26 protein-coding genes are annotated in these 26360 nt (G+C 74.7%); 14 read left to right on the forward strand and 12 right to left on the reverse strand.

Annotated features, from left to right (window positions below; all coding sequences use genetic code 11):
- Nucleotides 1–6: 6 nt before the first annotated feature.
- Both AC3ANM_RS11245 and AC3ANM_RS11250 read left to right on the forward strand, forming a co-directional pair.
- The gene (locus tag AC3ANM_RS11245; RefSeq protein WP_488284501.1) at nt 7–930 is read left to right on the forward strand and encodes a GlxA family transcriptional regulator; all 924 of its coding nucleotides are present in this window, start codon (nt 7–9) and stop codon (nt 928–930) included.
- A gap of 283 nt (nt 931–1213) precedes the next feature.
- Nucleotides 1214–2764, forward strand: coding sequence for a DEAD/DEAH box helicase (locus AC3ANM_RS11250; protein WP_488284502.1), 1551 nt, complete (start codon nt 1214–1216; stop codon nt 2762–2764).
- A 75-nt stretch (nt 2765–2839) separates the two neighbouring features.
- Here the strand turns inward: AC3ANM_RS11250 and AC3ANM_RS11255 are convergent, their stop codons facing one another.
- From AC3ANM_RS11255 to AC3ANM_RS11275, 5 genes are all read right to left on the reverse strand, one after another.
- Nucleotides 2840–3637 carry a GNAT family N-acetyltransferase gene (locus AC3ANM_RS11255; RefSeq protein WP_488284503.1) on the reverse strand — a complete coding sequence of 266 codons (798 nt, stop codon included), beginning with the start codon at nt 3635–3637 and terminating at the stop codon, nt 2840–2842.
- A 2-nt stretch (nt 3638–3639) separates the two neighbouring features.
- Nucleotides 3640–4707, reverse strand: coding sequence for an enoyl-CoA hydratase/isomerase family protein (locus AC3ANM_RS11260; protein WP_488284504.1), 1068 nt, complete (start codon nt 4705–4707; stop codon nt 3640–3642).
- Nucleotides 4708–4728: 21 nt separating this feature from the next.
- Nucleotides 4729–5313, reverse strand: a complete 585-nt coding sequence (locus tag AC3ANM_RS11265) for a methylated-DNA--[protein]-cysteine S-methyltransferase (RefSeq protein WP_488284505.1) — start codon at nt 5311–5313, stop codon at nt 4729–4731.
- Complete coding sequence (locus AC3ANM_RS11270; RefSeq protein WP_488284506.1) at nt 5310–5801, reverse strand: RNA polymerase sigma factor; 492 nt, start codon at nt 5799–5801, stop codon at nt 5310–5312. Before AC3ANM_RS11270 ends, AC3ANM_RS11265 begins: the two co-directional genes overlap by 4 nt.
- A 73-nt stretch (nt 5802–5874) precedes the next feature.
- Complete coding sequence (locus tag AC3ANM_RS11275; RefSeq protein WP_488284507.1) at nt 5875–6177, reverse strand: hypothetical protein; 303 nt, start codon at nt 6175–6177, stop codon at nt 5875–5877.
- A gap of 189 nt (nt 6178–6366) precedes the next feature.
- Between AC3ANM_RS11275 and AC3ANM_RS11280 the strand changes: the two genes are divergently transcribed.
- Entirely contained in the window at nt 6367–7065 is a 699-nt protein-coding gene (locus tag AC3ANM_RS11280) for a response regulator transcription factor (RefSeq protein WP_488284508.1), read from the forward strand.
- Nucleotides 7062–8462: a sensor histidine kinase gene (locus tag AC3ANM_RS11285; RefSeq protein WP_488284509.1), complete on the forward strand. Its 1401-nt coding sequence runs from the start codon at nt 7062–7064 to the stop codon at nt 8460–8462. Before AC3ANM_RS11280 ends, AC3ANM_RS11285 begins: the two co-directional genes overlap by 4 nt.
- On the opposite strand, the gene AC3ANM_RS11290 is transcribed toward AC3ANM_RS11285, so the two are convergent.
- Together AC3ANM_RS11290 and AC3ANM_RS11295 are read right to left on the reverse strand one after the other, a co-directional pair.
- Nucleotides 8459–9325 carry a GNAT family N-acetyltransferase gene (locus AC3ANM_RS11290; protein WP_488284510.1) on the reverse strand — a complete coding sequence of 289 codons (867 nt, stop codon included), beginning with the start codon at nt 9323–9325 and terminating at the stop codon, nt 8459–8461. The genes AC3ANM_RS11285 and AC3ANM_RS11290 overlap by 4 nt on opposite strands.
- A 57-nt stretch (nt 9326–9382) precedes the next feature.
- The gene (locus AC3ANM_RS11295) at nt 9383–9697 is read right to left on the reverse strand and encodes a hypothetical protein (protein ID WP_488284511.1); all 315 of its coding nucleotides are present in this window, start codon (nt 9695–9697) and stop codon (nt 9383–9385) included.
- Nucleotides 9698–10077: 380 nt separating this feature from the next.
- Between AC3ANM_RS11295 and AC3ANM_RS11300 the strand changes: the two genes are divergently transcribed.
- The 7 genes from AC3ANM_RS11300 to AC3ANM_RS11330 all read left to right on the forward strand — a co-directional run bounded on the left by AC3ANM_RS11300 (nt 10078) and on the right by AC3ANM_RS11330 (nt 19826).
- Nucleotides 10078–11244, forward strand: a complete 1167-nt coding sequence (locus AC3ANM_RS11300; RefSeq protein WP_488284512.1) for a CaiB/BaiF CoA transferase family protein — start codon at nt 10078–10080, stop codon at nt 11242–11244.
- Nucleotides 11245–11267: 23 nt separating this feature from the next.
- Nucleotides 11268–12089, forward strand: a complete 822-nt coding sequence (locus AC3ANM_RS11305; protein WP_488284513.1) for a glycerophosphodiester phosphodiesterase family protein — start codon at nt 11268–11270, stop codon at nt 12087–12089.
- Nucleotides 12090–12175: 86 nt separating this feature from the next.
- Complete coding sequence (locus tag AC3ANM_RS11310) at nt 12176–12637, forward strand: ATP-binding protein (RefSeq protein WP_488284514.1); 462 nt, start codon at nt 12176–12178, stop codon at nt 12635–12637.
- A 62-nt stretch (nt 12638–12699) separates the two neighbouring features.
- Nucleotides 12700–13599: a DUF5926 family protein gene (locus tag AC3ANM_RS11315; protein ID WP_488284515.1), complete on the forward strand. Its 900-nt coding sequence runs from the start codon at nt 12700–12702 to the stop codon at nt 13597–13599.
- A 7-nt stretch (nt 13600–13606) separates the two neighbouring features.
- Nucleotides 13607–14338 (forward strand): glycosyltransferase family 2 protein, encoded by a 732-nt coding sequence (locus AC3ANM_RS11320; RefSeq protein WP_488284516.1) that lies wholly within the window; start codon nt 13607–13609, stop codon nt 14336–14338.
- Nucleotides 14325–15881 (forward strand): polyprenol phosphomannose-dependent alpha 1,6 mannosyltransferase MptB, encoded by a 1557-nt coding sequence (gene mptB / locus AC3ANM_RS11325; protein WP_488284517.1) that lies wholly within the window; start codon nt 14325–14327, stop codon nt 15879–15881. The genes AC3ANM_RS11320 and mptB overlap by 14 nt, the downstream gene beginning before the upstream one ends.
- A gap of 2613 nt (nt 15882–18494) precedes the next feature.
- Complete coding sequence (locus AC3ANM_RS11330) at nt 18495–19826, forward strand: glycosyltransferase 87 family protein (RefSeq protein ID WP_488284518.1); 1332 nt, start codon at nt 18495–18497, stop codon at nt 19824–19826.
- Nucleotides 19827–19837: 11 nt separating this feature from the next.
- Here AC3ANM_RS11330 and AC3ANM_RS11335 read toward each other — a convergent pair whose 3' ends face one another.
- Nucleotides 19838–20455 (reverse strand): TMEM165/GDT1 family protein, encoded by a 618-nt coding sequence (locus tag AC3ANM_RS11335; protein ID WP_488284519.1) that lies wholly within the window; start codon nt 20453–20455, stop codon nt 19838–19840.
- 80 nt (nt 20456–20535) lie between these two features.
- Between AC3ANM_RS11335 and pheA the strand changes: the two genes are divergently transcribed.
- Nucleotides 20536–21483, forward strand: coding sequence for a prephenate dehydratase (gene pheA / locus AC3ANM_RS11340; protein ID WP_488284520.1), 948 nt, complete (start codon nt 20536–20538; stop codon nt 21481–21483).
- 3 nt (nt 21484–21486) lie between these two features.
- Here the strand turns inward: pheA and AC3ANM_RS11345 are convergent, their stop codons facing one another.
- Genes AC3ANM_RS11345 through AC3ANM_RS11360 form a run of 4 tightly spaced genes read right to left on the reverse strand, consistent with a single transcriptional unit; the run spans nt 21487 to nt 24435 of the window.
- The gene (locus AC3ANM_RS11345) at nt 21487–21930 is read right to left on the reverse strand and encodes an SRPBCC family protein (RefSeq protein ID WP_488284521.1); all 444 of its coding nucleotides are present in this window, start codon (nt 21928–21930) and stop codon (nt 21487–21489) included.
- Nucleotides 21931–21936: 6 nt separating this feature from the next.
- The gene (locus AC3ANM_RS11350) at nt 21937–22647 is read right to left on the reverse strand and encodes a phosphatase PAP2 family protein (protein WP_488284522.1); all 711 of its coding nucleotides are present in this window, start codon (nt 22645–22647) and stop codon (nt 21937–21939) included.
- Nucleotides 22644–23318: a phosphatase PAP2 family protein gene (locus AC3ANM_RS11355; RefSeq protein WP_488284523.1), complete on the reverse strand. Its 675-nt coding sequence runs from the start codon at nt 23316–23318 to the stop codon at nt 22644–22646. The genes AC3ANM_RS11350 and AC3ANM_RS11355 overlap by 4 nt, the downstream gene beginning before the upstream one ends.
- A gap of 4 nt (nt 23319–23322) precedes the next feature.
- Entirely contained in the window at nt 23323–24435 is a 1113-nt protein-coding gene (locus tag AC3ANM_RS11360) for a diacylglycerol/lipid kinase family protein (protein ID WP_488284524.1), read from the reverse strand.
- Nucleotides 24436–24469: 34 nt separating this feature from the next.
- Here AC3ANM_RS11360 and AC3ANM_RS11365 point away from each other — a divergent pair, with 34 nt between their 5' ends.
- Both AC3ANM_RS11365 and serS read left to right on the forward strand, forming a co-directional pair.
- Nucleotides 24470–25009 carry a DinB family protein gene (locus AC3ANM_RS11365; RefSeq protein WP_488284525.1) on the forward strand — a complete coding sequence of 180 codons (540 nt, stop codon included), beginning with the start codon at nt 24470–24472 and terminating at the stop codon, nt 25007–25009.
- 75 nt (nt 25010–25084) lie between these two features.
- Complete coding sequence (serS, locus tag AC3ANM_RS11370; protein WP_488284526.1) at nt 25085–26356, forward strand: serine--tRNA ligase; 1272 nt, start codon at nt 25085–25087, stop codon at nt 26354–26356.
- Nucleotides 26357–26360 lie beyond the last annotated feature (4 nt).

Below are 26360 nucleotides of genomic sequence, written 5' to 3' on the forward strand. Positions count from 1 at the left end.
CGGATCATGACTACTGACGCGCCGCGCACCGTCGTCTTCGTCCTCGTGCCAGGAGTGGAGCTCCTCGACGTCGCCGGCCCGGCACAGGTCTTCTGCGAGGCGGGCGAGTACGGCGGGGGCTACCGGCTTGCCTACGTCGCGGACCAGCCGTCGGTGGTCAGCCACCAGGGCCTGGGCCTGTCCGCGGACACGGCGCTGCCGGACCTGTCGCCCCGCGACTACGTCCTGATCCCGGGGTGGCACGTCCCGGACGATGCTGGGGCCGGGCGGGCACTGCCCGACGTCGCCCGGGCCGGGGTGGTCGCCCACCACGCCGTCGGGGGCCAGGTCGTCAGCGTCTGTGCCGGGGCCTTCGCCCTCGCCGACGCCGGCCTGCTCGACGGCCGCCGCGCCACCACGCACCACGAGATCCAGGACGAGCTGGCCCGGCTGCACCCGCGGGTCAACGTGGTCCGCGACGTCCTCCATGTCAGCGACGGGCGCATCCACACCTCCGCAGGCATCGCCAGCGGGATCGACCTCGCGCTGCACCTGGTCGCCGTCGACCACGGCGCCGCCGTGGCGGCGCGGACCGCGCGGGCACTCGTGGTCGCGGCCCGTCGCAACGGCTCCGCGCCGCAGGAGAGCGCGATGCTGCGGCACCGTGACCACCTCGCCGACCTCGTGCACCGTGCCCAGGACGTCATCGACGACCGGTATGCCGAGCCTCTCCCCTTGTCGTCCCTGGCGCGCGAGCTCGGGGTGAGCGAACGGACGCTGACCCGGGAGTTCGTCGCCGCGACGGGGCTCACCCCGTTGCGCTACCAGCAGACGCTGAGGCTGGAGCAGGCCGAGGCGCTGGCCCAGCAGGGGTGGACCCAGGAGTCCGTGGCCCGGGCAGTGGGCTTCAGCGACGCGCGGATGCTGCGCCGCCTGCGGGCGGCGTCCTGACGCCGGCGCGGCGCAGCCTCAAGGGGCGTCGCCGCCCCGGTTCGATGAGGCTCGCTAGGTGAGTATCGCGATACTGCTAGACGGCCGTAGAGGGCGGAATCGGCGTGATGGGGGACACCCCACGCCGCACGGATGGCGAAGGGCTGTCCGTGCGGGGCCCTATGCTGGGCCTGCGGCCCGCACAGTTCTGCCTCGGGCCGCCCTTGACGTCGATCGCCAACGCGCCGCGACCTCCATGGTCTGCGCCGGGCAGAACGACCCTTTGACTTTGCGGAGTAATCCTTTGTCCACGCACACCTTCGCCGACCTCGGCGTGCCCACCTCCCTGACCCGCGTCCTCGCGGAGTCGGGCATCACCACCCCCACCCCGATCCAGGCGGCCACGCTGCCGGACTCCCTCGCCGGGCGCGACGTGCTCGGCCGCGGCCGCACCGGCTCGGGCAAGACCTACGGCTTCCTGCTGCCGCTGCTGACCCGCCTGTCGCAGAGCGGCACCAAGCGCCTGCCGAAGAAGCCGCGCTCGCTCATCCTCGCGCCGACCCGTGAGCTCGCCACGCAGATCGACGCGGCCATGGCGCCGCTGGCCAGGGCGCTCGGCCTGAAGACCCTCACCGTCTTCGGCGGCGTCGGCCCGAACCCCCAGATCAACGGCCTGCGCGCCGGCGTCGACGTGCTCGTCGCCTGCCCCGGCCGCCTCGAGGACCACGTCGGCCAGGGCCACGCCGACCTGTCCGCCATCGAGATCACCGTCCTGGACGAGGCCGACCACATGGCCGACCTCGGCTTCCTGCCCGGCGTGCGCCGGCTCATGGACCGCACCCCCAAGGACGGCCAGCGCCTGCTCTTCTCGGCCACGCTCGACGCCGGCGTCGACGTCCTGGTCAAGCGCTACCTGCGCAACCCGGTCACGCACAGCGCCGACTCGGCGCAGTCGCCGGTCAACACGATGACCCACCACGTGCTGCACCTGCACCCGGACTCGCGCCTGCCGGTGCTGGTCGACCTGACTGCCGCCCCCGGGCGCACCGTGGTCTTCACCCGCACCAAGCACGGCGCCAAGAAGCTGGCCAAGCAGCTCAACGCCAGCGGCGTGCCGGCGGTCGAGCTGCACGGCAACCTCAGCCAGAACGCCCGCACCCGCAACATGGACGCGTTCCACTCCGGCTCGGCGCGCACCCTGGTCGCCACTGACATCGCTGCCCGCGGCATCCACGTCGACGACGTCAGCCTGGTCATCCACGCCGACCCGCCGACCGAGCACAAGGCCTACCTGCACCGCTCCGGGCGCACCGCCCGCGCCGGCGCCGAGGGCACCGTCGTCACGCTGATGACCGACGAGCAGGTGCGCGACGTGCGTGACCTGACCCGCAAGGCCGGCATCAAGCCGACCACGACGAAGATCGACCCGGCCCACCCGCTGCTGCGCGAGCTCGCGCCGGGCGAGCGGGTCTTCGTCGACAACCCCACCCCGGTGGCCCCGGTCACCAACCCGGCGCCGTCGCGCTCCGGCTCCGGTGCCCGCTCCGGCGGTGGCCGCGGTCGTGGCCAGGGCCAGGGGCGTGGCGGCCAGCAGGGCGCCGGCGCGCGCGGTGGCGAGGGTGGCGGCTCCCGTGGCGGCCAGGGCGGTGGCTCCCGTGGCGGCGCCCAGCGCGGCTCCGGCTCGGGCAACGGCTCGGGTCGCACGGGTGCGCCGAAGCGCAGCGGCAGCAACGGCTCCGGCCGCACCGGTGGGGCGCCGAAGCGCTCCGGCGGCAGCCAGACCGTCTACAGCAGCTCCAGCACCGGCGGTGCCGCCGCGTTCTCCGCCGGCACCCGCGTCGGCGGCCGGCGCTGACCCAGCACTGACCCAGCACTGACCCAGCACTGACACCCGGGCGGGCTCCCCCCCCGGACGTCGGCGCCCGTCGGCTCAGCGAGCCGGCGGGCGCTCGGCCTGCAGCTGGCTCTCGGTGTCGGCGAAGCCGACCGAGCGGTAGACCCGGATCGCCGGGTAGGTGGGGTCGGCGACCATCACCAGGGTGTCGGCGCCGAGCTCGTCGAAGCCGTAGCGGCTCACGTGGTGCACCAGCGTCCCGGCGATGCCGCGGCCCCGCGCGTCGGGGTGGGTCTCCACGGACTGGAACCGCGCCAGCCCCGGGCCGGCCGTGAGCAGGCCCATCTGCGACACGAGGCGCCCGTCGAGGAACGCCCCGAACCACGCGCCGTGGCCGGCCTCGACGAGCTCGCGGTTGGTGGCGGCCTTGCGCACGACGTGCTCGCGGTAGGACGCGGGGTCCAGCTCCTTCTCGTTGCAGGCCACGCGCAGCTCGACGCTGGCGGCCCAGTCCGCATCGGACTTCAGCCGACGGTAGGTCGCTTCGGGGTTGGGGCGAGGCGGCTCGTTGACGCTGGTCGCCGTCATCACGGTCTGCGCCTCGACGTTGAGCCCGGCTGCGGTGAAGCCGGCCAGGTCCTCGACGGTGCCCGTCGTGCCGTCGAACCCGATCGCGATGTGCTCGGCCTGGGGGAACCGGGCGTGGAACCGGTCGATCCAGAGCTCCGCCTGCTGCTGGGGCGGGACACCGTGCAGCAGCAGGAAGTTGCCCCACCAGTGCGTCGGGTTGTGCGGGCTGCGGACGACGAGGTGGTCGCCGTGGTCCTCCACTTCGGTGCCGCCGAGCCGCAGCAGCGCGAGGTCGGTGCGGTAGCCGAGCGAGGTGATCTCCATGGTCACCCAGTCTGGGGCTGCGGGGCCCGCGCGAACATCCGCAGAACTGCGTCCCGGGGGACATCGGCGACGGACGCGTGGCGCCACCGCGGCGCGTGATCGCGGTCGACGAGCACCGCGCGCACCCCCTCGACGAAGTCGGAGCCGGCCAGGAACGCCTCGCCGAGGGCCAGGTCCTGGGCGAACACGTCCTCCGGAGTAGCCAGCTGCGCCGCCCGCCGGATCGCCTCCAGCGTCACCGCGACCGACAGCGGGGAGCGGCTCGCGATGAGCTTGCCCGCCTCCCGTGCAGCCGGGGAGCCATGGCTGCGGAGCCGGTCCAGGATCGTCGCCGCGTCGTCGCCGGCGTAGCACTCGTCGACCCAGGACCCCGCCGCCGCCAGGGCACTGGCCGGCCGCACGTCGCCGAGGGCATCGGCGGCCGGCACCTCTCCCGCGGCCAGCCGGGCCAGGAGCGCGGGGAACGTCGAGCTGTCCACGACCGCGTCGGCCAGGCCGGTGAAGACGGCGTCCTCGCCACTCACCGTCGCGCCTGTCAGGGCCAGGTGCGTGCCGAGCTCACCGGGGGCGCGGGCCAGCAGGAAGAGCATGCCCACGTCGGGGAAGAAGCCGATCGCCGTCTCCGGCATCGCGACCCGCGACCGCTCGGTGACCAGCCGCAGGCCGCCCCAGGCCGACAGGCCCAGCCCACCGCCCATGACGATCCCGTCCATCAACGCGACGAACGGCTTGGGATACCTCGCGGCCAGCGCGTCCAGCCGGTACTCGTCGGCCCAGAAGCCCAGCGGGTCACCCTCACCGCCGAGGACAGCCTCGCGGATCGCCCGCACGTCGCCGCCGGCACACAGCCCCCGGTCCCCGGCGCCCTCGAGCGCGACGGCCGAGACGGTGTCGTCAGCGGCCCACTCCTCGAGCTGGGCCTGCACGGACCGGACCATGTCGTGCGTCAGGGCATTGATCGCCCGCGGACGGTTGAGCCGGACCCGTCCCAGTGCGCCCTGCCGGGCGAACAGGACGTCGTCGGTCGCCACCGGCCCGGGCCGGAAGTCCACGTCGGTCTCCACGGTCATGGCCGCGATCCTCGCACGGGCTCAGCCGCGGGCCTCCAGGGCCAGGAGGTACTCCTTGGCAGCCAGCCCACCGGCATACCCCGTCAGGGCACCGGAGGAGGCGACCACGCGGTGGCAGGGGAGGACGACGCACAGCGGGTTCGCGCCGAGGGCCGCGCCGACGGCGCGGGAGGCGCTCGGGCGCTCGATCCGCCGCGCCAGGTCCCCGTATGTCGTCCGCTCGCCGTAGTGGACCGCCTCACCGAGGCGGCCGAGCACGGTCCGCTGGAACGGCGTGGCCAGCGTCAGGTCGACCGGGAGGTCGAACGCGTGCAGCCGGCCGGCGAGGTAGTCCTCGAGCTCGCGGCGCGCCGGGTCCAGGGCCCGCGGCTGGCGCAGCACCCGCGGGGAGATCGACCGGGACAGGCGCTCCAGCCAGTCGTCCTCGCTGCCGCGGGGGCCGAGGAAGGCCGAGGCGACCAGGGCGCCGGAGGCGTTGGTGGCCAACAGCATCCGGCCGATGACGGTGTCCTCGACGACGTAGGAGACGTCCGAGACCGGGAGCACGGGGGGTGCGAGGTCCCCCGGCTCGAAGGACGACAGGGCGGTGGCGGGGTCCCAGGTCACGGGATCACCTTCCTCAAGGAGGCGAGGGCGTCGCTGACCAGGCGCCGGCTCATCGTCGGCGTCGTGTCCAGCGCCCGCGCGACGGCGGGGTGGTCGAGGTCGGCCACGTACTTCAGGACGACCGCGTGACGCTGCCGCTCGGGCAGCCGGGCGACGTGGGCCCACAACAGCTCGTCCGGCTGGTCGACGTCGGCGGCCGGGGCGCTGGCCCCGGTGGCGTCGGCGACCGCTGCGACGTCATCGGCGGGGACCGCCCGGCGGGCCCGCCCGCGGTGGGCGTCCATGGCGCACCGGGAGGTGATCGTCAGCAGCCAGCCCCGCAGGTTGGCCGACGAGCGCAGACCCGGGTAGGCCGCCAGGGCCTGGGTCCAGGCCTGCTGGGCCACGTCGTCACCGTCGACGGGGCCGGCCAGGGCATGCGCCAGCCGGGCCACGTCACGCCAGTGGGCGTCGACGAGGTGCTGGAAGGGAGGCAGCGTCACGGTCATCCAACGGTGGGGCGGCAGACCGTGTGAGCGTAGTGCGCCACCGCCGGGTGGACGTGACGACCAGCCGCCGGGGTCAGGCCATGACGTGCGCGCCCGGGATGACCAGCCCGCGGACCTCGAACTCCGTGGCGGTCGGCGGTGGGCCGGCCTCGGCGCCCTTGGCGGTCATCATCGGCACCATCACCTCGTTGGTGAACCGGTCGTACTGCTCACGGGACTCCCAGACCTCGATCACCCGGAAGCCGGCGTCGGTGGGCAGGCCGACGTGCAGCAGCAGCCCCTCGCTGACGTTGGGGTCCATCGACATCAGGGTCGCGTGCATGCCGTCGTACAGCTCCACCGGCGCGGCGACATCGAGCATGACTCCGAAGCGCATGGCGGTCCTCCTTGCTGGTCGGACAGGGGCCACCGGGAGGTTCCCGGCCCGATGGGTCCCCCGCTCGGTCCTGCCTACACCCGGACGCCGGCGCCGGCCTCATGCAGGAGGTGCAGGCGCCCCCACCCCGAACACGACCCTGACATCGAGGTGACCGTGCCGGGACCGGGTGCTGGCTACAGTGCGGCTGTGCCGACCGACGCCCCCGCCCGCGGCCTGGTCGTGGTCGTCGAGGACGAGCCGGCGATCGCCGAGGTCATCCGGATGAACCTGGCGCGCGCCGGCTACGGCGTCCACGTCGAACCCGACGGGGCCGAGGGCCTGGCGGCGATCCGCCGGCTGCGCCCGGCCGCGGTCATCCTCGACGTCGGGCTGCCCGGCCTGGACGGCATCGAGGTCTGCCGAAGGCTGCGCGCCGAGGAGGACTGGGTGCCGGTCCTGTTCGTCACCGCCCGCGACGACGAGGTCGACCGGGTCGTGGGCCTGGAGCTCGGCGCCGACGACTACGTGACCAAGCCGTTCTCCCCGCGCGAGCTCGTCGCCCGGGTCACCTCGGTGCTGCGGCGCTCGCGCGGCACGGCCCCAGGGCCCGCGCCGCTGGCCCTGGGCCGGGTGCGGCTCGACCTGGCCGACCATCGCTGCTTCGTCGACAACGCCGAGATCGCCCTGACCGCAACGGAGTTCGACCTGCTGGCGCACCTCATGCGCCGGCCCGGGCGGGTGTTCACCCGCGAGCAGCTGATCAGCGACGTCTGGGGCTACAGCGCCCTGGCCGGCAACCGCACCGTCGACGTCCACGTGGCGCAGGTGCGCGGCAAGCTCGGCGACGCGAGCCCGATCCGCACCGTCCGCGGCGTCGGCTACGGCGTCGAGGTGGCCGGCGGGTGAGCCGGCACCGCGGCAGCCTGGCCCGGCAGATCTCCCTGCTCGCCGTGGCGGTCGCCGTCATCACCGCGGTGGTCGCGGGCGGGCTCGCGGTCGGCCTCGCCCGACAGTCCAACGAGGTCGCGGCGCGCACGGCGCTGGCCCGGCTGGCCGACGTCGCCGACACGGCCGCCGACTCGGGGGTGACCGCCCAGGCCGGGCAGGTCCGGGCACGGCGCACCTTGGCCGCGCTGCACGTCGAGTTCGCGACTGTGGGCCGCGCCGGAAGGGTCGTCAGCGCGAGCCGGCTGGCCGCCGACGCGCTCACCCCGCAGGACGTGGACCGGCTCCTCGCCGGCGGCCAGGTGTCCGCGCGCCGCGTCGTGGACGGCATACCGGTCCTGCTGGAGGCCCGCAGCACCCCGGCGGGCGGGGTGGCGCTGGTCCAGCCGCGGACCGCGGCCCTCGCCGCCGGCGAGCAGGCGATCCGCCGCACCCTCCTGGCGCTGGTCGTGGCCGCGGCCGTGGGCGTCGCGCTCAGCGTGCTGCTCGCCCGGCGGCTGGCCGGCCCGCTGGCGCGCACCGCCCACGCGGCGCGCGAGCTGGCTGCGGGCCGCCGGGACGTCGTGGTCGCCGCCGACGGTCCCGCGGAGGTCGCCGAGGTGGCCGAGGCCGTCACCACCCTCGCCCGCGCGCTGGCGCGTTCGGAGGGGCGCCAGCGCGACTTCCTGCTGTCCGTCTCGCACGAGCTGCGCACCCCGCTCACCGCCATCAGCGGGTATGCCGAGTCGCTGGCCGAAGGGGTCGTCGCACCGGAGGAGACCGCGCACGTGGGGACGGTCCTGGTCTCGGAGTCCGGGCGGCTGCGGCGGCTCGTGTCCGACCTGCTCGACCTGGCCCGGCTGGGAGCCCAGCAGTTCCGGGTCGACCCGGTGGCGGCCGACCTGACCGCCGTGGGCCGCGACGCCGCGGGGGTGTGGGCGACGCGGTGCGAGTCCGCCGGGGTGGCGTTCCGGACCGAGCTGCCCCCGGGCCCCGTCGTCACCGTCACCGACGCCTCCCGGGTCCGCCAGGTGCTCGACGGCCTGCTCGAGAACGCCCTGCGGGTCACCCCTGCCGGGGCGACCATCGTGCTGGCCGTGCGTCGGGAGACCGGCGTGACCGGGGCGCCCCTCGTCGCCTGCGAGGTCCGCGACGGCGGCCCCGGGCTCGCCGAGGAGGACCTGGCGGTGGCGTTCGAGCCGTCCGCGCTCTACGAGCGCTACCGCGGGGTGCGCCAGGTCGGCACCGGCCTCGGCCTGGCGATCGTCCACGGCCTGGCCGGGCGGCTCGGCGGCACCGTCGAGGCCGGCCATGCCCCAGAGGGCGGGGCGCGCTTCACCCTGCGCCTGCCCGTGGTCCCGCCGTGTGAGTACGCCTAGGCGCTCCGCCGCAGGTCGGGCACGTCCGGGAGCCGTTGGAAGCCGGCCGAGGTGTAGGTGGCGACGCCGCCGACGTTGGCCCTCGGGGTGCAGACGACCGCGCTCGAGGAGCCCAGCTCCCGGAGTGCGGCCGCCGCGGCGACGGTGACCGCCCTGCCGTAGCCGTGACCGCGGTGGTCGCGGTGCACGCCCATCGGCTCGAGCAACCCGGGCCTGCCCGGACCGGCCGACCACACGGTCACCGCCGCCACCGGGGTGTCCCGGTCGTCGTACGCGACGAGGCACCGGGCGTCGGCGTAGGCCGGTCCGGCGGCCATCGCGTGCCAGCGCTCGGCCGTGAAGATCGACCGGTCGAACGCCGCGCGCTGGACGGCGGCCCGCACGGGGGCCTGCTCCGGGCCGGTCACCTCGACCCGGACGCCACAGTCCTCGACCGGCTCGGCCAGGTCGCGCCGCAGCGGTGTCCACGGCTCGTCGGCGACCCAGCCCTCCGCGGCCAACACCTCCCGGAGCGCTGCCCACCCTCGCGCCTCGACGGCGATGTCGCCGGGCGCCAGGACGCCGCGCTCCGGCCGGGTCAGGTCGTCGAGCAGCTGCCGGGCCAGCTCCTCGTCGTCGCGGGCTGCCGGCGAGACGGCCAGTCGGAGCAGCTCGGGACTGTCCACCAGCCCGACGGCGAGGACCTGCCTGTCGCGGCTCCAGGTCCGGACGGCGGCGGCCGTCGCCTCGGCGCCGAACCGCCAGTTCCAGCCCAGGTCCCCGGGGTGCAGCTGCACCGGGTCCGAGTCCTGTTGCCAGTCCCGCAGGGCGCGCAGGGCGTGGCTCAGTCCGTCGACTCCTGGCTGGCTCAACTCGATCGACACGCCCGCGATCACATCAGTGCCGCCCGGTCGGGCGCGCCCCAACACGCCGGAAGGGGGTCAGCTGGTGGCGGTGCCCCGGGCCGGTCCGGTGCCCCCGTCGACGACGGCGGTCGCGGTCAGGTGGTCCGTGCCGGTGCCGACCACGAGCGCCTTGTCGCCCGTGTGGACCTGCCCGATCGAGGACGGGGTGCCCTTCGTGCGGCCGGAGCCGAGCGGGTGCGAGCGCACGACGGTGTCCTTGCCGACGGCGAACGTCTGGCTCACCCCGTCCTGGGCCTTGACCGTGATCGAGGTCGGCGACACCGCGGTCACCTCACCGCGGATCGCGTGGTGCGTGACGAAGCCGGTGCCGGCCTTGGCCGCCCGGGTCACCCACTCGGCGTGCAGGGTGCGCAGCAGCCCCGGGCGGACCCGGCGGCCGGCGGCGACGTCGCCCAGCGCCAGGTCGGCGGCGGGGTCGGCAGCGGTCGCCGAGGACGCGGTCGAGGCCGCCCCCGAGGACGTGGCGCCGGCGTTCTGGGCGGCGAGGGCGGCACCCCCGCCGCCGAGGACGAGGGCCGCGGCGCCGGCGACGATGACTGCCTTGGTGATCCTGGGTGCTCCCGAGGGGTCGAGTGGTCGGGGGTCGTGCTGTCGGGTCCCACCCTGTCGCCCGCAGGTTCGGCCCCGGCCAACGGATTGTCAGGATCGTGTTCGGGGTCTCACCCGCGAGGGGCGGACAGGGCGGAGCCGGTGCGGCAGCATGCCGTCGCATGGACGCCGCCCCCGCCCCGCAGCCCGCCGGACCCCTCGCCGGCCTCAAGGTCGTCGAGATGGCCGGCATCGGCCCGGCCCCGTTCGTCGCGATGGTGCTGGCCGACCTCGGCGCCGACGTGATCCGGGTGGACCGCCCGGGTGGGCCGGGACTGCAGGTGACGGCCCCGGCATACGACGTCCTGAACCGCGGCCGGCCCAACGTGTGCCTCGACCTCAAGCGCGCCGAGGCGCGTGAGGTCGTGCTGGAGCTGGTCGAGCGGGCCGACGTCCTGCTCGAAGGCTTCCGGCCCGGGGTGATGGAGCGGCTGGGCCTGGGCCCGCAGGAGTGCGCCGCCCGGAACGCGCGCCTGGTCTACGCGCGGATGACCGGCTGGGGCCAGGACGGCCCGATGGCCCAGCGCGCCGGGCACGACATCTCCTACATCGCGCTGACCGGAGCGCTGCACGCCACCGGTCGCGCCGGCGGGCCGCCCCAGGTCGCGGCCAACCTGCTCGGCGACTTCGGCGGCGGGGCGATGACGTGCCTCGTCGGCATCCTCGCCGCGCTGCACGAGCGGACCCGCAGCGGGCTCGGCCAGACCGTCGACGCCGCCATCGTCGACGGCACCGCGTTGCTGACCGCCCAGCTCCAGGGCCTGGTGGGGGCCGGGGTGTGGGAGCCCAGCCGCGGGGTGAACCTGCTGGACACCGGCGCCCCGTTCTACGACGTCTACGAGACCGCCGACGGGGAGCACATGGCCGTGGGGGCGCTGGAGCCGAAGTTCTACGCCGCCCTCCTCGAGGGGCTCGGCCTGGAGCCGGAGCAGGTGCCGGACCGGGGCGACCCCGCGCTGTGGCCCCGGCTGCGGACCGCGCTCGCCGCCGCCTTCGCCGGACGCACCCAGGCCGAGTGGACGGCGGTCTTCGAGGACTCGGACGCCTGCGTCGCCCCCGTCGTCCCCCTGAACCGCGCGCCCGGGCACCCGCACCTGGCCGCGCGGGCGGCATACACGCAGGTGGACGGCGTGACCCAGCCGGCGCCGGCACCCCGGTTCGACCGCACCCCGGGCGCCGTGGGGCGTGGGCCGGCCGCGACGGGGCAGGACACGCGGGAGGCGCTGGCCGCCTGGGGCGTCGCCGACGTCGACACGCTGGTGGAGGCGGGGGTCGCGCTGCAGGCGTAGGGGCGGGGTGCCACCATGGTCCGGTGCTTCCCGAGGTCGCGCCGCGCCCCGCCCGCAAACCCCTGGTCATCGCCCACCGTGGCGCCAGCAAGGCCGAACCGGAGCACACGCTCAAGGCCTACAAGCGCGCCATCGCCGAGGGGGCCGACGCGCTCGAGTGCGACGTGCGGCTGACCGCCGACTCGCACCTGGTCTGCGTCCACGACCGCCGGGTCAACCGCACCTCCAACGGCAGCGGCCTGGTCTCGACACTGGAGCTGGCCAAGCTCGAGGGGCTGGACTGGGGCTCCTGGCACGAGCTGCACGGCACCGACGACGAGCTGCCGGACCGTGACCGCAAGCAGATCCTCACGCTGCGCTCGCTGCTGCGCACGGTGATGGAGGCCGACCGCGAGGTCGGCCTGGCCATCGAGACCAAGCACCCCACCCGGTATGCCGGGCTGGTCGAGCGGGAGCTCGCCCGCGTGCTCACCGAGTTCGGCCTGCACCGCGCCCACCGCCCCGGGCGCCCGCACGTGCGGGTGATGTCGTTCTCCCAGCTCGCCGTCCAGCGGATGCGGCAGCTGTGCCCCGAGCTGCCGCTGGTCTTCCTCATCGAGAACTCGGTGCCGCTGCGCTTCCGGGACGGCTCGCTGCCCAAGGGCGTGCGGATCGCCGGGCTCGACATCAAGATCGTGCGTCGCTGGCCCCAGACCGTCGCCCGGCAGCACAGCCGGGGCCACCAGGTCTACGTCTGGACGGTGGACACCGCCGAGGACGTCGACCTGTGCGTGGAGCTCGGCGTCGAGGCGATCATCACAAACCGGCCGGAGTTCGTCCTCGACCACACGCGGGACACGCATTAGCCTGTGGTACAGCCGGGTGGAAGGGCTCTTTCAGGGACGGAGATGCAATGGGGGCGGCAGGGGGGCGTACAGCCTCGACACCACCGTTGGCGAGTCAGGGGTCGCCGGCAATCGACGAGTTCGGCGGCGAGATCGGCGCCGGACAGACACGGACCATCCGCGTGCCGTGGGACGCGGCCTCGGTCACCAAGGTCAGACGTGCCGTGGTGACGGACCTTCGCGCCCGCGGCGTGGGCGGGGAGGTGGTCGACGAGGCGGAGATCGTGGTCTCCGAGCTCGTGGCCAACGCCCTGCGTCATGCCCGACCCTGCACGGACGGCGCAGTCCGCGTGCACTGGAAGGTCAAGGAGCCGGTCGTGGAGGTCGAGGTCACCGACGGTGGCGGCCCGACCAGCCCGCGGCCGTCGCCCCCGTCCACGTGGGCGCAGGCCGGTCGGGGGCTGCGCATCGTGCGCAGCCTGGCCCACGAGTGGGGTGTCGTGGACGACCGCGGCGGGTGCACCGTCTGGGTCGCCCTCGGCGGTCCGTCGCGGCGCCGCACCGGCTGAGCCGGACCGATCCCGCACCGACCTGCCCGCCCCGGCGCGTCAGCCCACTAGGGTTGGCGACCATGGGCAAGGCTTCCCGACGCAGTCGTCAGTCCGCACGTGAGTCCGGCCAGCGTGCCGTGACTCCCTCACCGGCGCCGTTCGTGGCGCGCCCCTTCGAGGGCCTGCCGGGGGAGACCGACTGGGTCGCGCTGCGCGAGATCCTCCCGGCGGCCACCGCGACGGTGCAGCTGCGCGAGGACGCCGCCCCCGAGGGGGCACCGCGGTCGGCCACGATCGCGACGGTCCTGCCGCTGGCCTGGCCGGGCCTGCACCGTGCCGACGGGCGGGTGCTGGTCGCGACGCAGTCCGGCAGCAGCACCGGTGACGCCAGCCGTGACCTGGCCCAGGTGCTGCTGGCGACGGTGGCGGCCGAGGCGGGCCACCCGGTCACGAGCACCCCGCAGGCGACGGCCGACACCCCGCGGCTGCAGGACGTGCTGGACCTGACGGCGCCGTTCGAGGTGAGCGTCCACGAGGGCTTCGAGTTCTGGGTCGACGACGTGGCCGACCTCGACGAGGAGGGCCGCGCCTCCCTCGAGCGCGCCAACGCGGTGGCCGTCCCCACGCAGGCCCTGACCTCGGTGACCTCGGCGTACTGGTGCCGCATCGGTGAGCGCACCCACCTGCGCTGGGTCCTGCCGCAGGAGGAGGACCTCGCCACCGACGCCCTCGCCCGGCTGCACGCCGCCCACGATAGCGGGCTCGGGGAGGGCACCCGGCTGCTCGGGGCGTTCCGCGCCTGCGGCCTGCTCGTGCCCGTGTGGGACCTCGACCCGGCCAGGGCCGCGGCCGACCACGAGGACGAGGCCGTGGCGTGGCAGAAGCGCTACGACCAGGCGCTGGCCGCCACCGAGCCGCTGTCGGCCGAGGAGCGCCGGGCCCGCTCGGGCCTGCTCAGCCGCCAGGTCACCCTGCGCTGAGCCGCCCGTGACCACCCCGCCGCCCGGCCCCGGTGAGGCCGCCGTCGCCGTCGTCATCCCCGCCAAGGACGAGGCGGAGCGGATCGCCGCGACCATCGCCGCGGCCCGGACCATCCCGGGCGCGGACCTGGTCGTGGTCGTCGACGACGGCAGCACCGACGCCACCGCGCAGATCGCGCGGGAGGCCGGGGCCGTGGTCGAGCGGCATCCGCGCAACCGGGGCAAGGCGGCGGCCATGACCACCGGTGCTGCCCGGGTCGCGCGCGAGGACGCCGGCCGGGTGCCCCGGCACCTGCTGTTCGTCGACGCCGACCTGGAGGCCAGCGCGGTCAACCTCGGCGTGCTCGTGCCGCCAGTGGCCACCGGCGAGGCCGACATGACGATCGCGATCCTACCCCCGCAGAAGCAGGCCGGTGGCGGCCGGGGTTTCGTGGTCCGCCTGGCGCGCAAGGGGATCCACGACCTCACCGGGTGGAGCGCCACACAACCGCTGTCCGGCATGCGCTGCCTGTCGCGGGCGGCGTTCGACGCCGCCACGCCGCTGGCCCGCGGCTGGGGCGTGGAGGTCGGGCTGACCGTCGACGTGCTCTCGCGCGGGCTGCGGGTCCAGGAGGTCCCCTGCGAGCTGCACCACCGGGTCAGCGGCAGGGACTGGAGGGGGCAGGTCCACCGCGCCAGGCAGTATCGCGACGTGTGGCTCGCGCTGGCCGCGCGCCGGTTGCGCCGTGCCCGCCGCTGAGACCACGCTGCGCCCGGGTCGGGCCCAGCTCGCCCTGCTGGGCCTGTCCGGCGCGGGCCTGCTGCTCGTGGCCGCCGCCGGCCCGTCCGCGGCGCGGCCCGGTCTGGGCCCGCGCGGCTGGGCGCCGGGGGAGCTGCCCCTGCACCTCACCTCGGCGACGGTCACGGCCACGCTGTGGACGGCATACCTGCTCGGGGCCCTCGCGGTGGGGCTGGGCCTCTGGCGGGGGACCGCACCCCGGCTGGGCTGGGGCTGGGTCGGCGGGATCGGCGCGCTGGTGCTGCTCACGGCGCCGTTCGGGTCGGCCGACCACACGAACTACGCCGCCTACGGGCGGATCGCGGCCCAGGGTGGCGACCCCTACGTCGTGCCCCCGGTGACATGGGCCGGCGGCCACGACCCGGTGACCAGCGCGGTGGAGCCGCCGTGGACCCACACCCCGAGCGTCTACGGGCCGGCCGCGACCGCGTTGCAGGCGCTGGCCTCCCTCGTCGGCGGGGCCAACCTGCGTCAGACCGTCTGGGCGTGGCAGGTCGTGGTGGTGCTGGCCTGGGTCGCCGTCCGGTGGCTGCTCCTGCGGGCGGGGCACGGGCCTGCGTGGCAGGGGCGCGTCGACCTGCTGTGGACGGTCAACCCCCTCGTCCTGGGGGTTGTCGTCCTCGGCGCGCACGTCGACGTCGTCGCCACCGCGCTCGCGCTGGCCGCGATCCTCCTGGCCGCACGTCACCCCTGGCTGGCCGGCCTGGCGCTCGGCGCCGCCGTGAGCACCAAGGTGACCCATGCCGTGGTCGGCCTGGCGATCGTGTGGTCCTGGCGGGCGCTCGCGCGCCGGGACCTGGCGCGGCGGGTGCTCGCCCTGGCGCTGGGCACGCTTGCCGTGGCGGTCCCGCTGCACCTGTGGGCCGGGCCGCACGTCTTCTCCCAGCTCGAGCGGGCGCGCCGGTCGATCTCGCTGGCCACGCCATGGCGGCCGGTGTTCGAGTGGCTGACCGGGCCGCTGGCCGGCGGCACGGCCCGCACGCTCGTCACCTCCGCGGCGCTTGTCGTCGTCGTCGGACTCGCGGTGCTGCTGGCGCTGGTGGTCCGGCGGGTCGGCGTGGCACCGGGCGCGCCGGGGGCGCTGACGGCGTCGGCGCTGCTGGCCACCCTGGTGACCGGCACGGCATACGTCCTGGGCGCGCCCTACTCGCTGCCCTGGTACGACGCGCTGACCTGGGCGACGCTGCCCGCGCTGGCGCCGAGCCTGCTCGACGGGGTCCTGCTCGCCCGGCTGCTCGTCCTGGTCCTGGCCTACGTGCCCGGCCGGGTCGTGGCCATGTCGGCCTCGGTCGAGGCCTTCACGCTGGGGGTCAGGAAGAACCTCGCCCCTTACGCCGGCCTCCTCGTGTGGCTGACTGTTGCTGCCGTCGCTCGGCGCGGGTGGCATAGCGGGGCGGGTCGTCCGCGGCCCGGGCCGGATCCGGCGTCGGAGCCGCCGGCGGCTGGACCTGGGGCGGGACCGGCGGGAGCGGCGCGGTCGACGGGCCGGCCTCCTCGCGGCTGACCTGCGGGCCCTGAGGGCTCGGGTCCTCACGGCTCGGGTCCTGACGGCGGCGGCCGGTCGCACCGGCCCGGCGCACCTCCCCGCGCCGGGTGTCGCCGCGACGCGTGTCGCTCCGCCGGGACTCGCTGCGCCGGGCTTCGCCGCGGGGGATCTCGCTGGCCGGGCTGCTGATGACGCGGTCGGTCGGCAAGGCCTCGGCCGGTCGCTCCTCCTCGCGACGCCGGGCGCCGCGACGGCTGACCGCGGGCAGGAGGGCCGTGACCGGCTCACCGTGGCCCTCGGGGCCCTCGCCACCCTCGGGGCTGTCGTCGTCGGAGGGGGCCGGGCCACCGGGGGTCTCGGCCCGGACCGGGCGGCCCTCGTCGTCCTCGAGCACCTGCACGTTGACGGCGATCATCAGCGGGATGGCCAGGGTGGCGGCGACCGCGGGGATCGCGGTGCCGGAGTCGTTCATGGCGAAGCCGATGACCAGCGTGATGCACAACGAGATCAGGCCGGGACGCAGCAGGGGGGCCCGCTCGAACGAACGCTGCATCGCCCGGGCGCCCCACGAGGTGGGCCGCGCGAGGATGTAGACCATGAAGGCCAGGCCCACCGGGACGAGCAGGGTCAGGGTGCTGCCGGTGAGGATCGAGAAGTTCTGCTGCGCCTTGCGGGCGATGATGTCCCACGCGCCGCCGTCGATGGCGGTCTGGACGAAGCGGCCCAGGTGGGAGCGCGAGTCCGGGGGGCGCAGCCAGTCCAGGAAGCCCACGACCACGAGGAAGCCGGCCGTCCCGCCGACGACGAGCAGCGCCTTGCGCCAGGTCAGGCGGATGCCGAGCACCGCCAGCACGAGGTAGGCCAGGCCGGGCAGCAGCGCCGGCGGCCCGCCGAAGTCGCTGCCCCAGGAGGGGGACCCGTCGACGACGACGCCGAACAGGCCGACCACGCTCACCGCGACCGCCGCGACCAGCGGTGTCCGGGTGCGGGTCAGGCGGTCCGCCACGGCGATGGCGAGGAGCAGCGTGGCCGTGGCGAACAGCGCGAAGGTCACGTTCCCCATGCCGTAGAAGCGGCCCCCGACGACGGGCTGCAGGCCCATGAGCGAGGACAGCTGCAGCCGGGAGCCGGTCATGACGTCGGCGGCGAGGACCGCGATGGTCACCACGCTGACCACCACCAGCGGGCCGAACAGCGCGCGGCGCCACGGGCCGCGCAGGGCCAGGGCCGAGATCGCGGCGACGAAGACCCCGACCGAGGCGACCACCGCGATCATCGGCACCGGGAAGCGCCACCACGGCAGGAGGTTGGCCAGGAACGTCGACACGGGCACGGTCGAGGCGATGATCGCCACGCGCCGCACCACCCGCAGCAGCTGCATGCGGGTGGCCAGGGTGCCCCAGCGCCGCCGCCAGACCACGGCCACGAACAGGTAGATGGCCAGCTGGGCGTAGACCCACCCGGTGAAGAACGGCGGCACGAGGGAGTGCACCTCGTGGGAGGCGAGGTCGTAGTCGACGAGGCCGCCGAGCCGGTCCTGGGCCGAGGCCTCGGAGTTGTTCTCCGCCGGCTCGTTGCGCAGGGCGGTGCCGCCGAGGCTGCCGGGCACCGGGGCGCCGATGTGGCTGAGCACGGTGGGCGCGACGTCGGCGAGCTGGACCAGGCCGGGCTGCCGGGTGGAGGCGGAGTACAGCGTGCCCGCACCGAACTGGGGCCCCTTGAGGGCGAGCAGCCGCAACCGCTCGGTCTGCCCCGCGTCGGCCAGGCTCACGAGCATGAGGTCGGCGCCGGCCGGCGCCTGGTCCAGCACCTGCCGGATCCGGTTGTCGACCGCCCGCACCTGCTGGGCGCGGCTGTCCGTGGGCCGGACCGCGTCGTGGGGGTCGACGTCGGCGGGGTCGCGCACGACCCCGGTGTCGACCAGCGTCAGCGGGCAGGTGGCCAGGTCCCGGGTGAGCTGGTCGCCGGCGCCGAAGTCCGCGTAGTGCTGCACCACGCCGGAGGACCGGGCCGCGCCCAGGGCGGCCCCGGGCCCGATCGCCTGGACGCACGCCCCGCCGCTGGCCGCCTGGTCGGCGAGCAGCCCCAGGTGTGCGTCGAAGCCCATGTCCGCCGCGGCCCCGGTGTAGTCGGCCCAGTGCGGCACCTTCCCGTCCGGCCCTGGCTTGCCGTCCAGCGCCCGGCAGGGTGGCTTGCTGGTGCCGGGCACGTCGGGCTGCCCGGCCCGCTCGCCGGCCGCCAGGGTCAGCCAGCCGTCGACGGGACAGGTGTTGGTGTGCACCGACCGGACCGTCAGGGTGGCCGCCCCGCCGTCGCGCAGGAACGACCACAGCGCCGGGGTGTCCTTCTCGGAGACGTCGCTCCAGGAGATCCCGCCGGTGCCGATCACGATGATCGGGGCCGTGGCAGGAGCCGCCGCGGTGACGGCGGTGCCGGAGGAGGCGGCATCGGCCGAGGCGCTGGCGGTGGAGCCCCCGGCCACCACCCGGCCGACCAGTGCGCCGAGGACCATCAGGGCCGCGAGCACGGCGATGAGGGGGCGTCGGGTCACGAGGACAGGCTACGGCCAGCGCGTGAGCGCCTGCCCCGGGCAGTCGTGCCCGCGCCAGGTCGACCCGCCACAATGGCGCCGTGACCGATCGCAGCCGCAGTCCCCGCCCGTCCCCGGCGCGACGGGTGTGGCTGCTCGCGACCCTGGTGATCGTCGTCGGGTCCAGTCCGGTCTGGCTGCGCTACCTCATCTTCTGGCCGTTGGACCAGTGGCAGGTCGACGTCGAGGTCTACCGCCAGGCCGGCGTCTCGATCCTCACCGGCCGCCCGATCTACCAGGCGATGACCGAGTCCCCGCAACTGCTGCCGTTCACCTACCCGCCGTTCGCCGCCCTCTGGGCGATCCCGCTGGCCCTGATCCCGTTCGGTGCCGTGGGCTGGTTGTGGACCGCCCTCCAGATCGCCGCCACGACGGCGATTGTCTGGTATGCCGGGTGGCGGCTGATCCACCGCGCCGGCACCCGGGCGCCGCTGCTCCTCGCGGCGCTCACGGTGCCGATGATCTGGCTGCACCCGGTCTCCGACGGCATCCGCTTCGGCCAGGTCAACGCCTTCATGGTGCTGGCCTGCCTGATGGACCTGCGCCAGCCCCGGCCCGGGCTGCTCCGCCGCATCCCCCCGGGCGTCCTGGTCGGCCTGGCCATGTCGATCAAGCTCACGCCCGGCGTCTTCGTCATCCACTACCTGGTCAACCGCCGGTGGCGCGAGGCCGCCTGGGCCGTCGGCACGGCGGTCGGGGTCACGCTCGGCAGCTGGCTGCTGATGCCCGAGGCGTCCTTCGCCTTCTGGGGCGGCGCCCTGCAGGACCCGAACCGGCTCGGCCCCAACGGGGGCACGGCCAACCAGTCGCTGCGCGGGTTCCTGCTGCGCGTCGGCCCCTCGGGCACGGCCGGCACGGTGATCTGGCTGGCCTGCGTCGCCGTGGTCGGCGTCATCGGCTTCGCCCTGGCCCGGCGCGCCTACCGCCAGCACGACTCCATCGCCGAGGTGGCGGTGGTCGGGCTGATGGCCGTGCTGCTCTCGCCCGTTGCGTGGATCCACCACCTGCACTGGGTGGTCGTCGTGGTGTTCGCGATCCTCGGCCCCGACCCGTTGCACGACCGGCGCCGGCTGTGGGCCGCCGGGGTGGTCACCGCCTGGTTCCTGTGCCGGATGCCGTGGTGGGGCATCACCTACCTCAACGAGCGACCCGGGCCGGAGGTGTTCGGCCGGATGCTGCAGAACGCCGACACCGCCGGGGCGCTGCTGGCGCTGGCGCTGCTGGGCTGGACCCTGCGCACGCGCCACGACCACGACCCTGGGACACCCGAGCCCGGTTACTCACCTGAGGCCGCTTTGCTCAGCTCAGACCGCTCGCAGGCCCCGGTCGAGGCGCGTGAAGCGGCCCTGGGTGAGCAAAGCCGCCTGGGCTGAGCACGGGCCGGTCAGGCCAGCAGGTCCAGACCGGCGACCTTGAGCGCGGTGAGCACGCCCATCAGCAGGCACAGCCCGGCGCCGATGCGGTGCAGGGTGCCCAGGCGGATCCGCTTGAGCAGGGTCCGGCCGAGGACGGCGCCGAGCGCCGACACCGTGGCCAGGGCGAGGAAGGCCCCGACGCCGACCGAGACCGCGTCGTCGTACTTGACCACGAGGCCGGCGGTCAGCAGCTGGCTCAGGTCGCCCCACTCGGCGACGAACAGCACGAGGAAGCTCGCCCCGACGGCGCGCCAGCCGCGGACCCCCGCCTTGGCCTTGGTGGCGAACTCGCGCTCGGTCTCCTCTTCCTCCTCCTCGGCGTGGGCGGCGCCGCGCCACAGGATCACGGCGCCGACGAGGAAGAGCAGGCCGGCCACGACCTCGACCGGCGTGCGGGGCAGCCGGGCGAGCAGCCCGCCCAGGGTGCAGGCCACCACGGTCTGGACCAGGAACGCGGCCGTGACCCCGACCCACACCGGCAGCGGCCGGTAGCGCGTGGCCAGGACGAGGGTGGCGATGAAGGTCTTGTCCGGCAGCTCGATCGGGAAGATCAGCACGAACGCGGTGAGGGCGATGGCAAGGCTCATGGTGAGTCGACCCTAACCTCGCCGGACCGCTCCGTGGAACGCGCGGGCGGCACGCAGGTGCGCGCCCTACGCTGCCGGGCATGAGCGCGAGCCCGACCGCCCCGCCCCGGAAGCGCTACGGCTACTTCGGCCCGGCCGGCACGTTCACCGAGATGGCCCTGCTCCGGCTGCCGGAGGCGGCGCAGGTCGAGCACGTGCCGATCGCCTCGGTCGAGGCGGCGCTGGAGGCCGTGCGGGACGGCTCGGTCGACGCCGCCGTCGTGCCGATCGAGAACTCCGTCGAGGGCGGGGTGAGCGCCACGCTGGACGCGCTCTCCTCCGGGGCCGACCTCGTCGTGGTGCAGGAGGTGCTCGTCCCGATCACCTTCGTCCTGGCCGCCCCCGCCGGTATCGCGCTCGCCGACATCCGCGGGGTCGGCTCGCACCCGCACGCCTGGGCCCAGGTCCGCGGCTGGATGGGTGCGCACCTGCCGGACGCGACCTACGTGCCGTGCCTGTCCACCGCGGCAGCCGCCGCGGGGCTGGGGGGTGGGCCCACGGCATACGAGGCGGCGGTGTGTGCGCCGGTGGCGGCGCGGGCGCACGACCTGCAGGTGCTGGCCGAGGACATCGGCGACAACCGCACGGCGGTCACGCGGTTCGTCCTGGTGGCGCGCCCGGGCCGGCTGCCGGAGCCGACCGGCGCGGACAAGACCTCGGTCGTGCTGTTCCAGGCCGACGACCACCCCGGCGGGCTGCTGGAGCTGCTGGAGCAGTTCGCCGCCCGCGGGATCAACCTGACCCGGCTGGAGTCCCGCCCGACCGGCGACGCGCTGGGCCGCTACAGCTTCTCGATCGACTTCGAGGGGCACGTCAGCGACGAGCGGGTCGGCGAGACATTGATGGGCCTGCGCCGGGTGTGCGCCGACGTGCGCTTCCTGGGGTCCTACCCGCGGGCCGACGGGGCGGTCGTCGACGTGCGCGCCGGGACCCGCGACGAGGACTTCACCGCCGCCCGCGCGTGGCTGCGCGGCCTGCGCCACGCCTGAGCCTCAGCGGGTCAGGTGCGCGCGCAGCCCGCGCTCGCCGCCGCGCATCATCGCGGCGTGGTTGAGCCGCAGCACCGGCCGCAGCAGGAAGGAGACCTGCCGCAGCCCCTGCGCGCGCAGCTCCACGACCTGCCGGTATGCCGCGTGCGTGCCTCCCGGGCCGGGTCGCAGCTCCCAGGAGGACCAGCCGTGCAGGTGGCCGGCGATGCCGGCCCGCAGCCGCAGCGCCCCGGGGTCCTCGACCTCCCGGCGCAGGTGCAGGTGCAGGGTCCAGGGCAGCAGGCTGCGGATCGCCACGTCACCGGACTCGTCGTCGAGGCGGGTGATGTGGCGGACCTGCGGCCACCACCGGTCGTAGCCCTCGATGTCGGCGAGGGCCGCGTAGACCCGCCCCGGGTCGGCCGGCAGCCGCCACGTCGTGGCGAACCGGTAGACCGGGGCGGGCACGGCGGGTCAGACCGGGGAGGTGCGGCTGTTGTCGGCCTCGCGGATGCACCAGCGGGCCAGCAGGGCGCAGACGATCCCGTTGGCGAAGCCGACGAGGACGTCGGTGAGGTGGTGCATGCCGCGGTAGAGGCGGGCGTAGGCCACCAGCAGCGGGATGGCCGCGAAGATGACGCACAGGGTGTTGCGCAGCCAGACCCGCTCGATCCGCGAGGCCAGGAAGATCAGGGACAGGTAGAGCGCGGTCGAGGCGCCGACGTGGCCGCTGGGGTAGCTCGAGGTCGGCGGGGCCGGGTCCAGGTGCGGCACGGTCGGGCGGTCGCGGCCGACGACGAGGGTGGCTCCGACGAACGTCGAGGCCTGCAGGGCGATGGCGATCGCCGGGATGATCGCGACCCACCAGCGGCGGGTCAGGACGAGCAGCAGGATGCACGCCACCACGCAGACCCCGATGACGATCTCGGTGTTGCCGATGTGCGACCACACCGCGGTGACCGAGTTCATCGTGGCGGTGCGGCCCTTGGCCAGCGCCTTGTTGATCGAGTTCTCGTTGTCCTCGATCGACTTCAACGGGCCGGCGAGGAGCAGGCCGATGCCGACGATGACGGCCCACACGAGGATGCCGGGAAGGACGGCGCGCAGCAGGATGCTCTTGACGACCTCCCCGGCCCCGGGGCGTTCCTTGGCGGAGGGTTCGGACCAGCGGTTGATGACCGTCATCGGGTGGACCTTTCGGTGGGGGGTGCGGCGTCCCGGGCGACCCTCCGGGGGCCGCGGTAGCCGACATATGACGCCCCGGCGAGCGCCAGCGCAAGGATGACACCACCAACGACGTCCGAAGGGAAGTGGACGCCGAGGAAGACGCGGTCCAGGCAGGTGATCGTGACCACCACGACTCCCGCGGCCACGGCGACCCGGCGCCAGGCCGTGGACAGCAGCGGCCAGAGCAGGAGGAGGACGACCGTGGTGGCCAGGGCTGCGTTGAACGCGTGCCCGGAGGGGAAGCTGTATCCCGGGGCGTGCGAGACGGGGTCGCTCACCACCGGGCGGGCCCGCTGCACGAGCAGCTTGACGAGGTAGCCCAGGAACCAGCCGACGAGCATCGTCGCCGCCGCCCACAGGGCCCGGGACCGCAGGCCCCGGCTCCAGGCCCACGCGCAGACGGCGAACGCCACGAGGTAGACCCACACCGGCTGCATCACGGTCTGCACCACGACCAGTGCGTGGAGCAGGGCCGGGTGGACCCGCGTGATGTCCGTCGCGCCGCGGATCGCAGCGTCGTCGAGGTCGATCAGCGGGGTGAACTTCTCCCGGACGAGGAGCGCGAGGACGGCCACCGGCAGCACGCCGAGGACGCCGATGAGCACCCCCCGCCCGACGCGCCGGAGCACGGGATCAGACCCGGACGACGAGGGCGCCGGGGTCGATCGTGATGCCGAGGGCCAACGCCTTGCCCAGGGTGTCGCCGTCGAGCTGGACCTCCTCGGGGCGGTCGCTGCGGATGCTCAGCTCCTTGCCGCGCAGGTGGTCCACGCGCTCGTGGCCCTTGCGCGTCTTGGTCAGCACGCGGGCGGCGACCGCCAGCCAGCCGACGATCCCCTTGGGGGAGAGCGTGACCGCGTCGAGCCAGCCGTCGTCGACCTCGGCGCGGGGCATGAGGACCAGGCCGCCGGTGAGCTTGCCGCAGTTGCCGACGACGACGGTGCGGACGCGGCGGGAGACCTCCGGCTCGTCGTCGACCTTGAGCCGGATCTTGAACTGGGCGCCGCGCAGGTTGCGCACCCCCGCGACGCCATAGGCCAGCCAGCCGACCTTGGCCTTGAGCGCCTCCGGGGCGCCGGCCATGATCGCGGCGTCGAAGCCGAGGCCGGCCATGACGAGGAACACGTGCTCGCTGGGCCGCTCGTGCTCGCCGGAGGCGTCGATGCGGATGCGGCCCACGTCGACGCGCTTGTTCTGGCCGGTCAGGGCCACCTTCAGCGCCTCGGCCAGGTCGTCGACCGGCAGGTCGAGGTTGCGCGCCAGCAGGTTGCCGGTGCCCCCGGGCAGCAGGCCCATCGGGGTCTCCGTGCCGACGAGGGCGTGGGCCACGGCCCGCACGGTCCCGTCGCCGCCGAGCGGGCAGACCACGGTCGCGCCGTCCGCGACGGCCTGGCGGGCCTGGCCCTCGCCGGTGTCCTGGGCCGTCGTCTCGATGAACATCGGCTCGCCCCACCCGGCGTCCGCGCAGCCCTTGGCGATCTTGCGCCGGACCGCGGCCTGGTCCTCGAACTTGGTCGGGTTGATGATGATGGCGGCCCGCTTGGGCTTCTCCTCGGTCACCGCTGCTCCCTCCGGTCGGAAGTGCTGGCGGTGGGGCCGACGCCGGGCGAATCGCCGGGTCGCCTGGAACGCCTGGCTCGCCCGTGCCCGTGCGGCACGGCTCGAGGCGGCCGTGACGGCCCCCGCGAGCAGCAGGGCGAGGAGGATGGCCACGATGACGATCCACCCGGCGTTGTCGTTCAGCACAGCGCGGACGTTACCCGAAAGTAGGAGTCGCCCCATGGCCCGTCCCACGGCACCGACGCCGCCGCCCGCCGACGACAAGGACTGGACCTGGGTGCTGCGCGAGCCGTGCCCGGAGTGCGGCTTCGACGCCGCCCACGTGGCCGGGACCCAGGTGGCCGACATCGTCCGGGACACCGCCGCGCGCTGGCCCGCGGTGCTCGCCCGCCCCGAAGCGGCGCGACGTCCCTCCCCGCAGGTCTGGTCGCCCCTGGAGTACGCGTGCCACGTCCGGGACGTGTGCCGGGTCTTCGCCGAGCGGCTCCACCTCATGCTCACCCGCGACGACCCCCGCTTCCCCAACTGGGACCAGGACGAGACCGCCCTCGCCGAGCGCTACTGGGAGCAGGACCCCGCCCTCGTCTCCTCCGAGCTGACCGGCGCGGCCGAGCTGGCGGCGGCGCGCTTCGACGAGGTCAGCGAGGAGGAGTGGGACCGGACCGGCTTGCGCAGCAACGGTTCCGTCTTCACCGTCGAGACCCTCGGGCAGTACTTCGCCCACGACCTGGTGCACCACGTCCATGACGTGGGCGCCTGAACCGGCCACCCGGCATACATCTCGGCTTGGCAAACGGTTCGGAGCCACGCAACGCGCGCCGATAGGCTCGGGCCCGTGATCGACATCCGACTGCTGCGTGAGGACCCTGAGGCGGTGCGCGCCTCGCAGCGCGCCCGTGGCGAGGACGAGGGGGTCGTCGACGCGATCCTCGAGGCGGACGAGCGCCGACGGTCCTCCCTGACCGAGTTCGAGCAGCTGCGCGCGGAGCAGAAGTCGTTCGGCAAGAAGGTGGCTGCCGCCAAGGGCGAGGAGAAGGCGGCCCTGGTCGCCGAGGCCAAGAAGACCTCCGACCGCGTCAAGGAGCTCCAGGCGACCGCCGACGCGGCCGACGCCGAGCTCGCCGCGCTGGTGCGCCGCGTGCCCAACGTCGTCATCGAGGGCATCCCCGCCGGCGGCGAGGACGACTACGTCGTGCTCGAGACGCACGGCACCGCCCGGGACTTCGCCGCCGAGGGGTTCGAGCCCAAGGACCACCTCGAGCTCGGCGAGGCGCTGGGGGCCATCGACATGGAGCGCGGCGCCAAGGTCGGCGGGTCGCGCTTCTACTTCCTCACCGGCGTCGGCGCCCGGCTGGAGCTGGCGCTGCTCAACATGGCGGTGGCGCAGGCGGTGGAGCACGGCTTCACGCCGATGATCACCCCCACCCTGGTCAAGAGCGACGTCATGGCCGGGGCCGGCTTCCTCGACGCCCACGCCGACGAGGTCTACCGCCTCGAGGCCGACGACCTCTACCTCACCGGCACCTCCGAGGTCGCCCTCGCCGGCTACCACGCCGACGAGATCCTCGACCTCTCCGACGGCCCCAAGCGGTATGCCGGGTGGTCCACCTGCTACCGCCGGGAGGCCGGGTCCTACGGCAAGGACACCCGCGGCATCATCCGGGTGCACCAGTTCCAGAAGGTCGAGATGTTCAGCTACTGCCGTCCCGAGGACGCCGAGGCCGAGCACGAGCGCCTTCTGTCCTGGGAGCGCGAGATGCTGGCCAAGATCGAGGTGCCCTACCGCATCATCGACACCGCCGCCGGCGACCTCGGCGGCCCGGCCGCGCGCAAGTTCGACTGCGAGGCGTGGGTGCCCACCCAGGGTCGCTACCGCGAGCTGTCGTCGACCTCGAACTGCACCACCTACCAGGCCCGCCGGCTCAACGTGCGCGAGCGGACCGAGTCGGGCCAGACCCGCATCGTGTCCACGCTCAACGGCACGCTGGCGACCACCCGCTGGCTCGTGGCGATCCTGGAGAACCACCAGCAGGCCGACGGCTCCGTCGTCGTGCCGCAGGCGCTCCGCCCGTTCCTCGGCCTCGACGTCCTGACCCCGGCCGGCTGAGGCG

Source organism: Oryzihumus sp. JJN4-3R, from assembly GCF_057747915.1.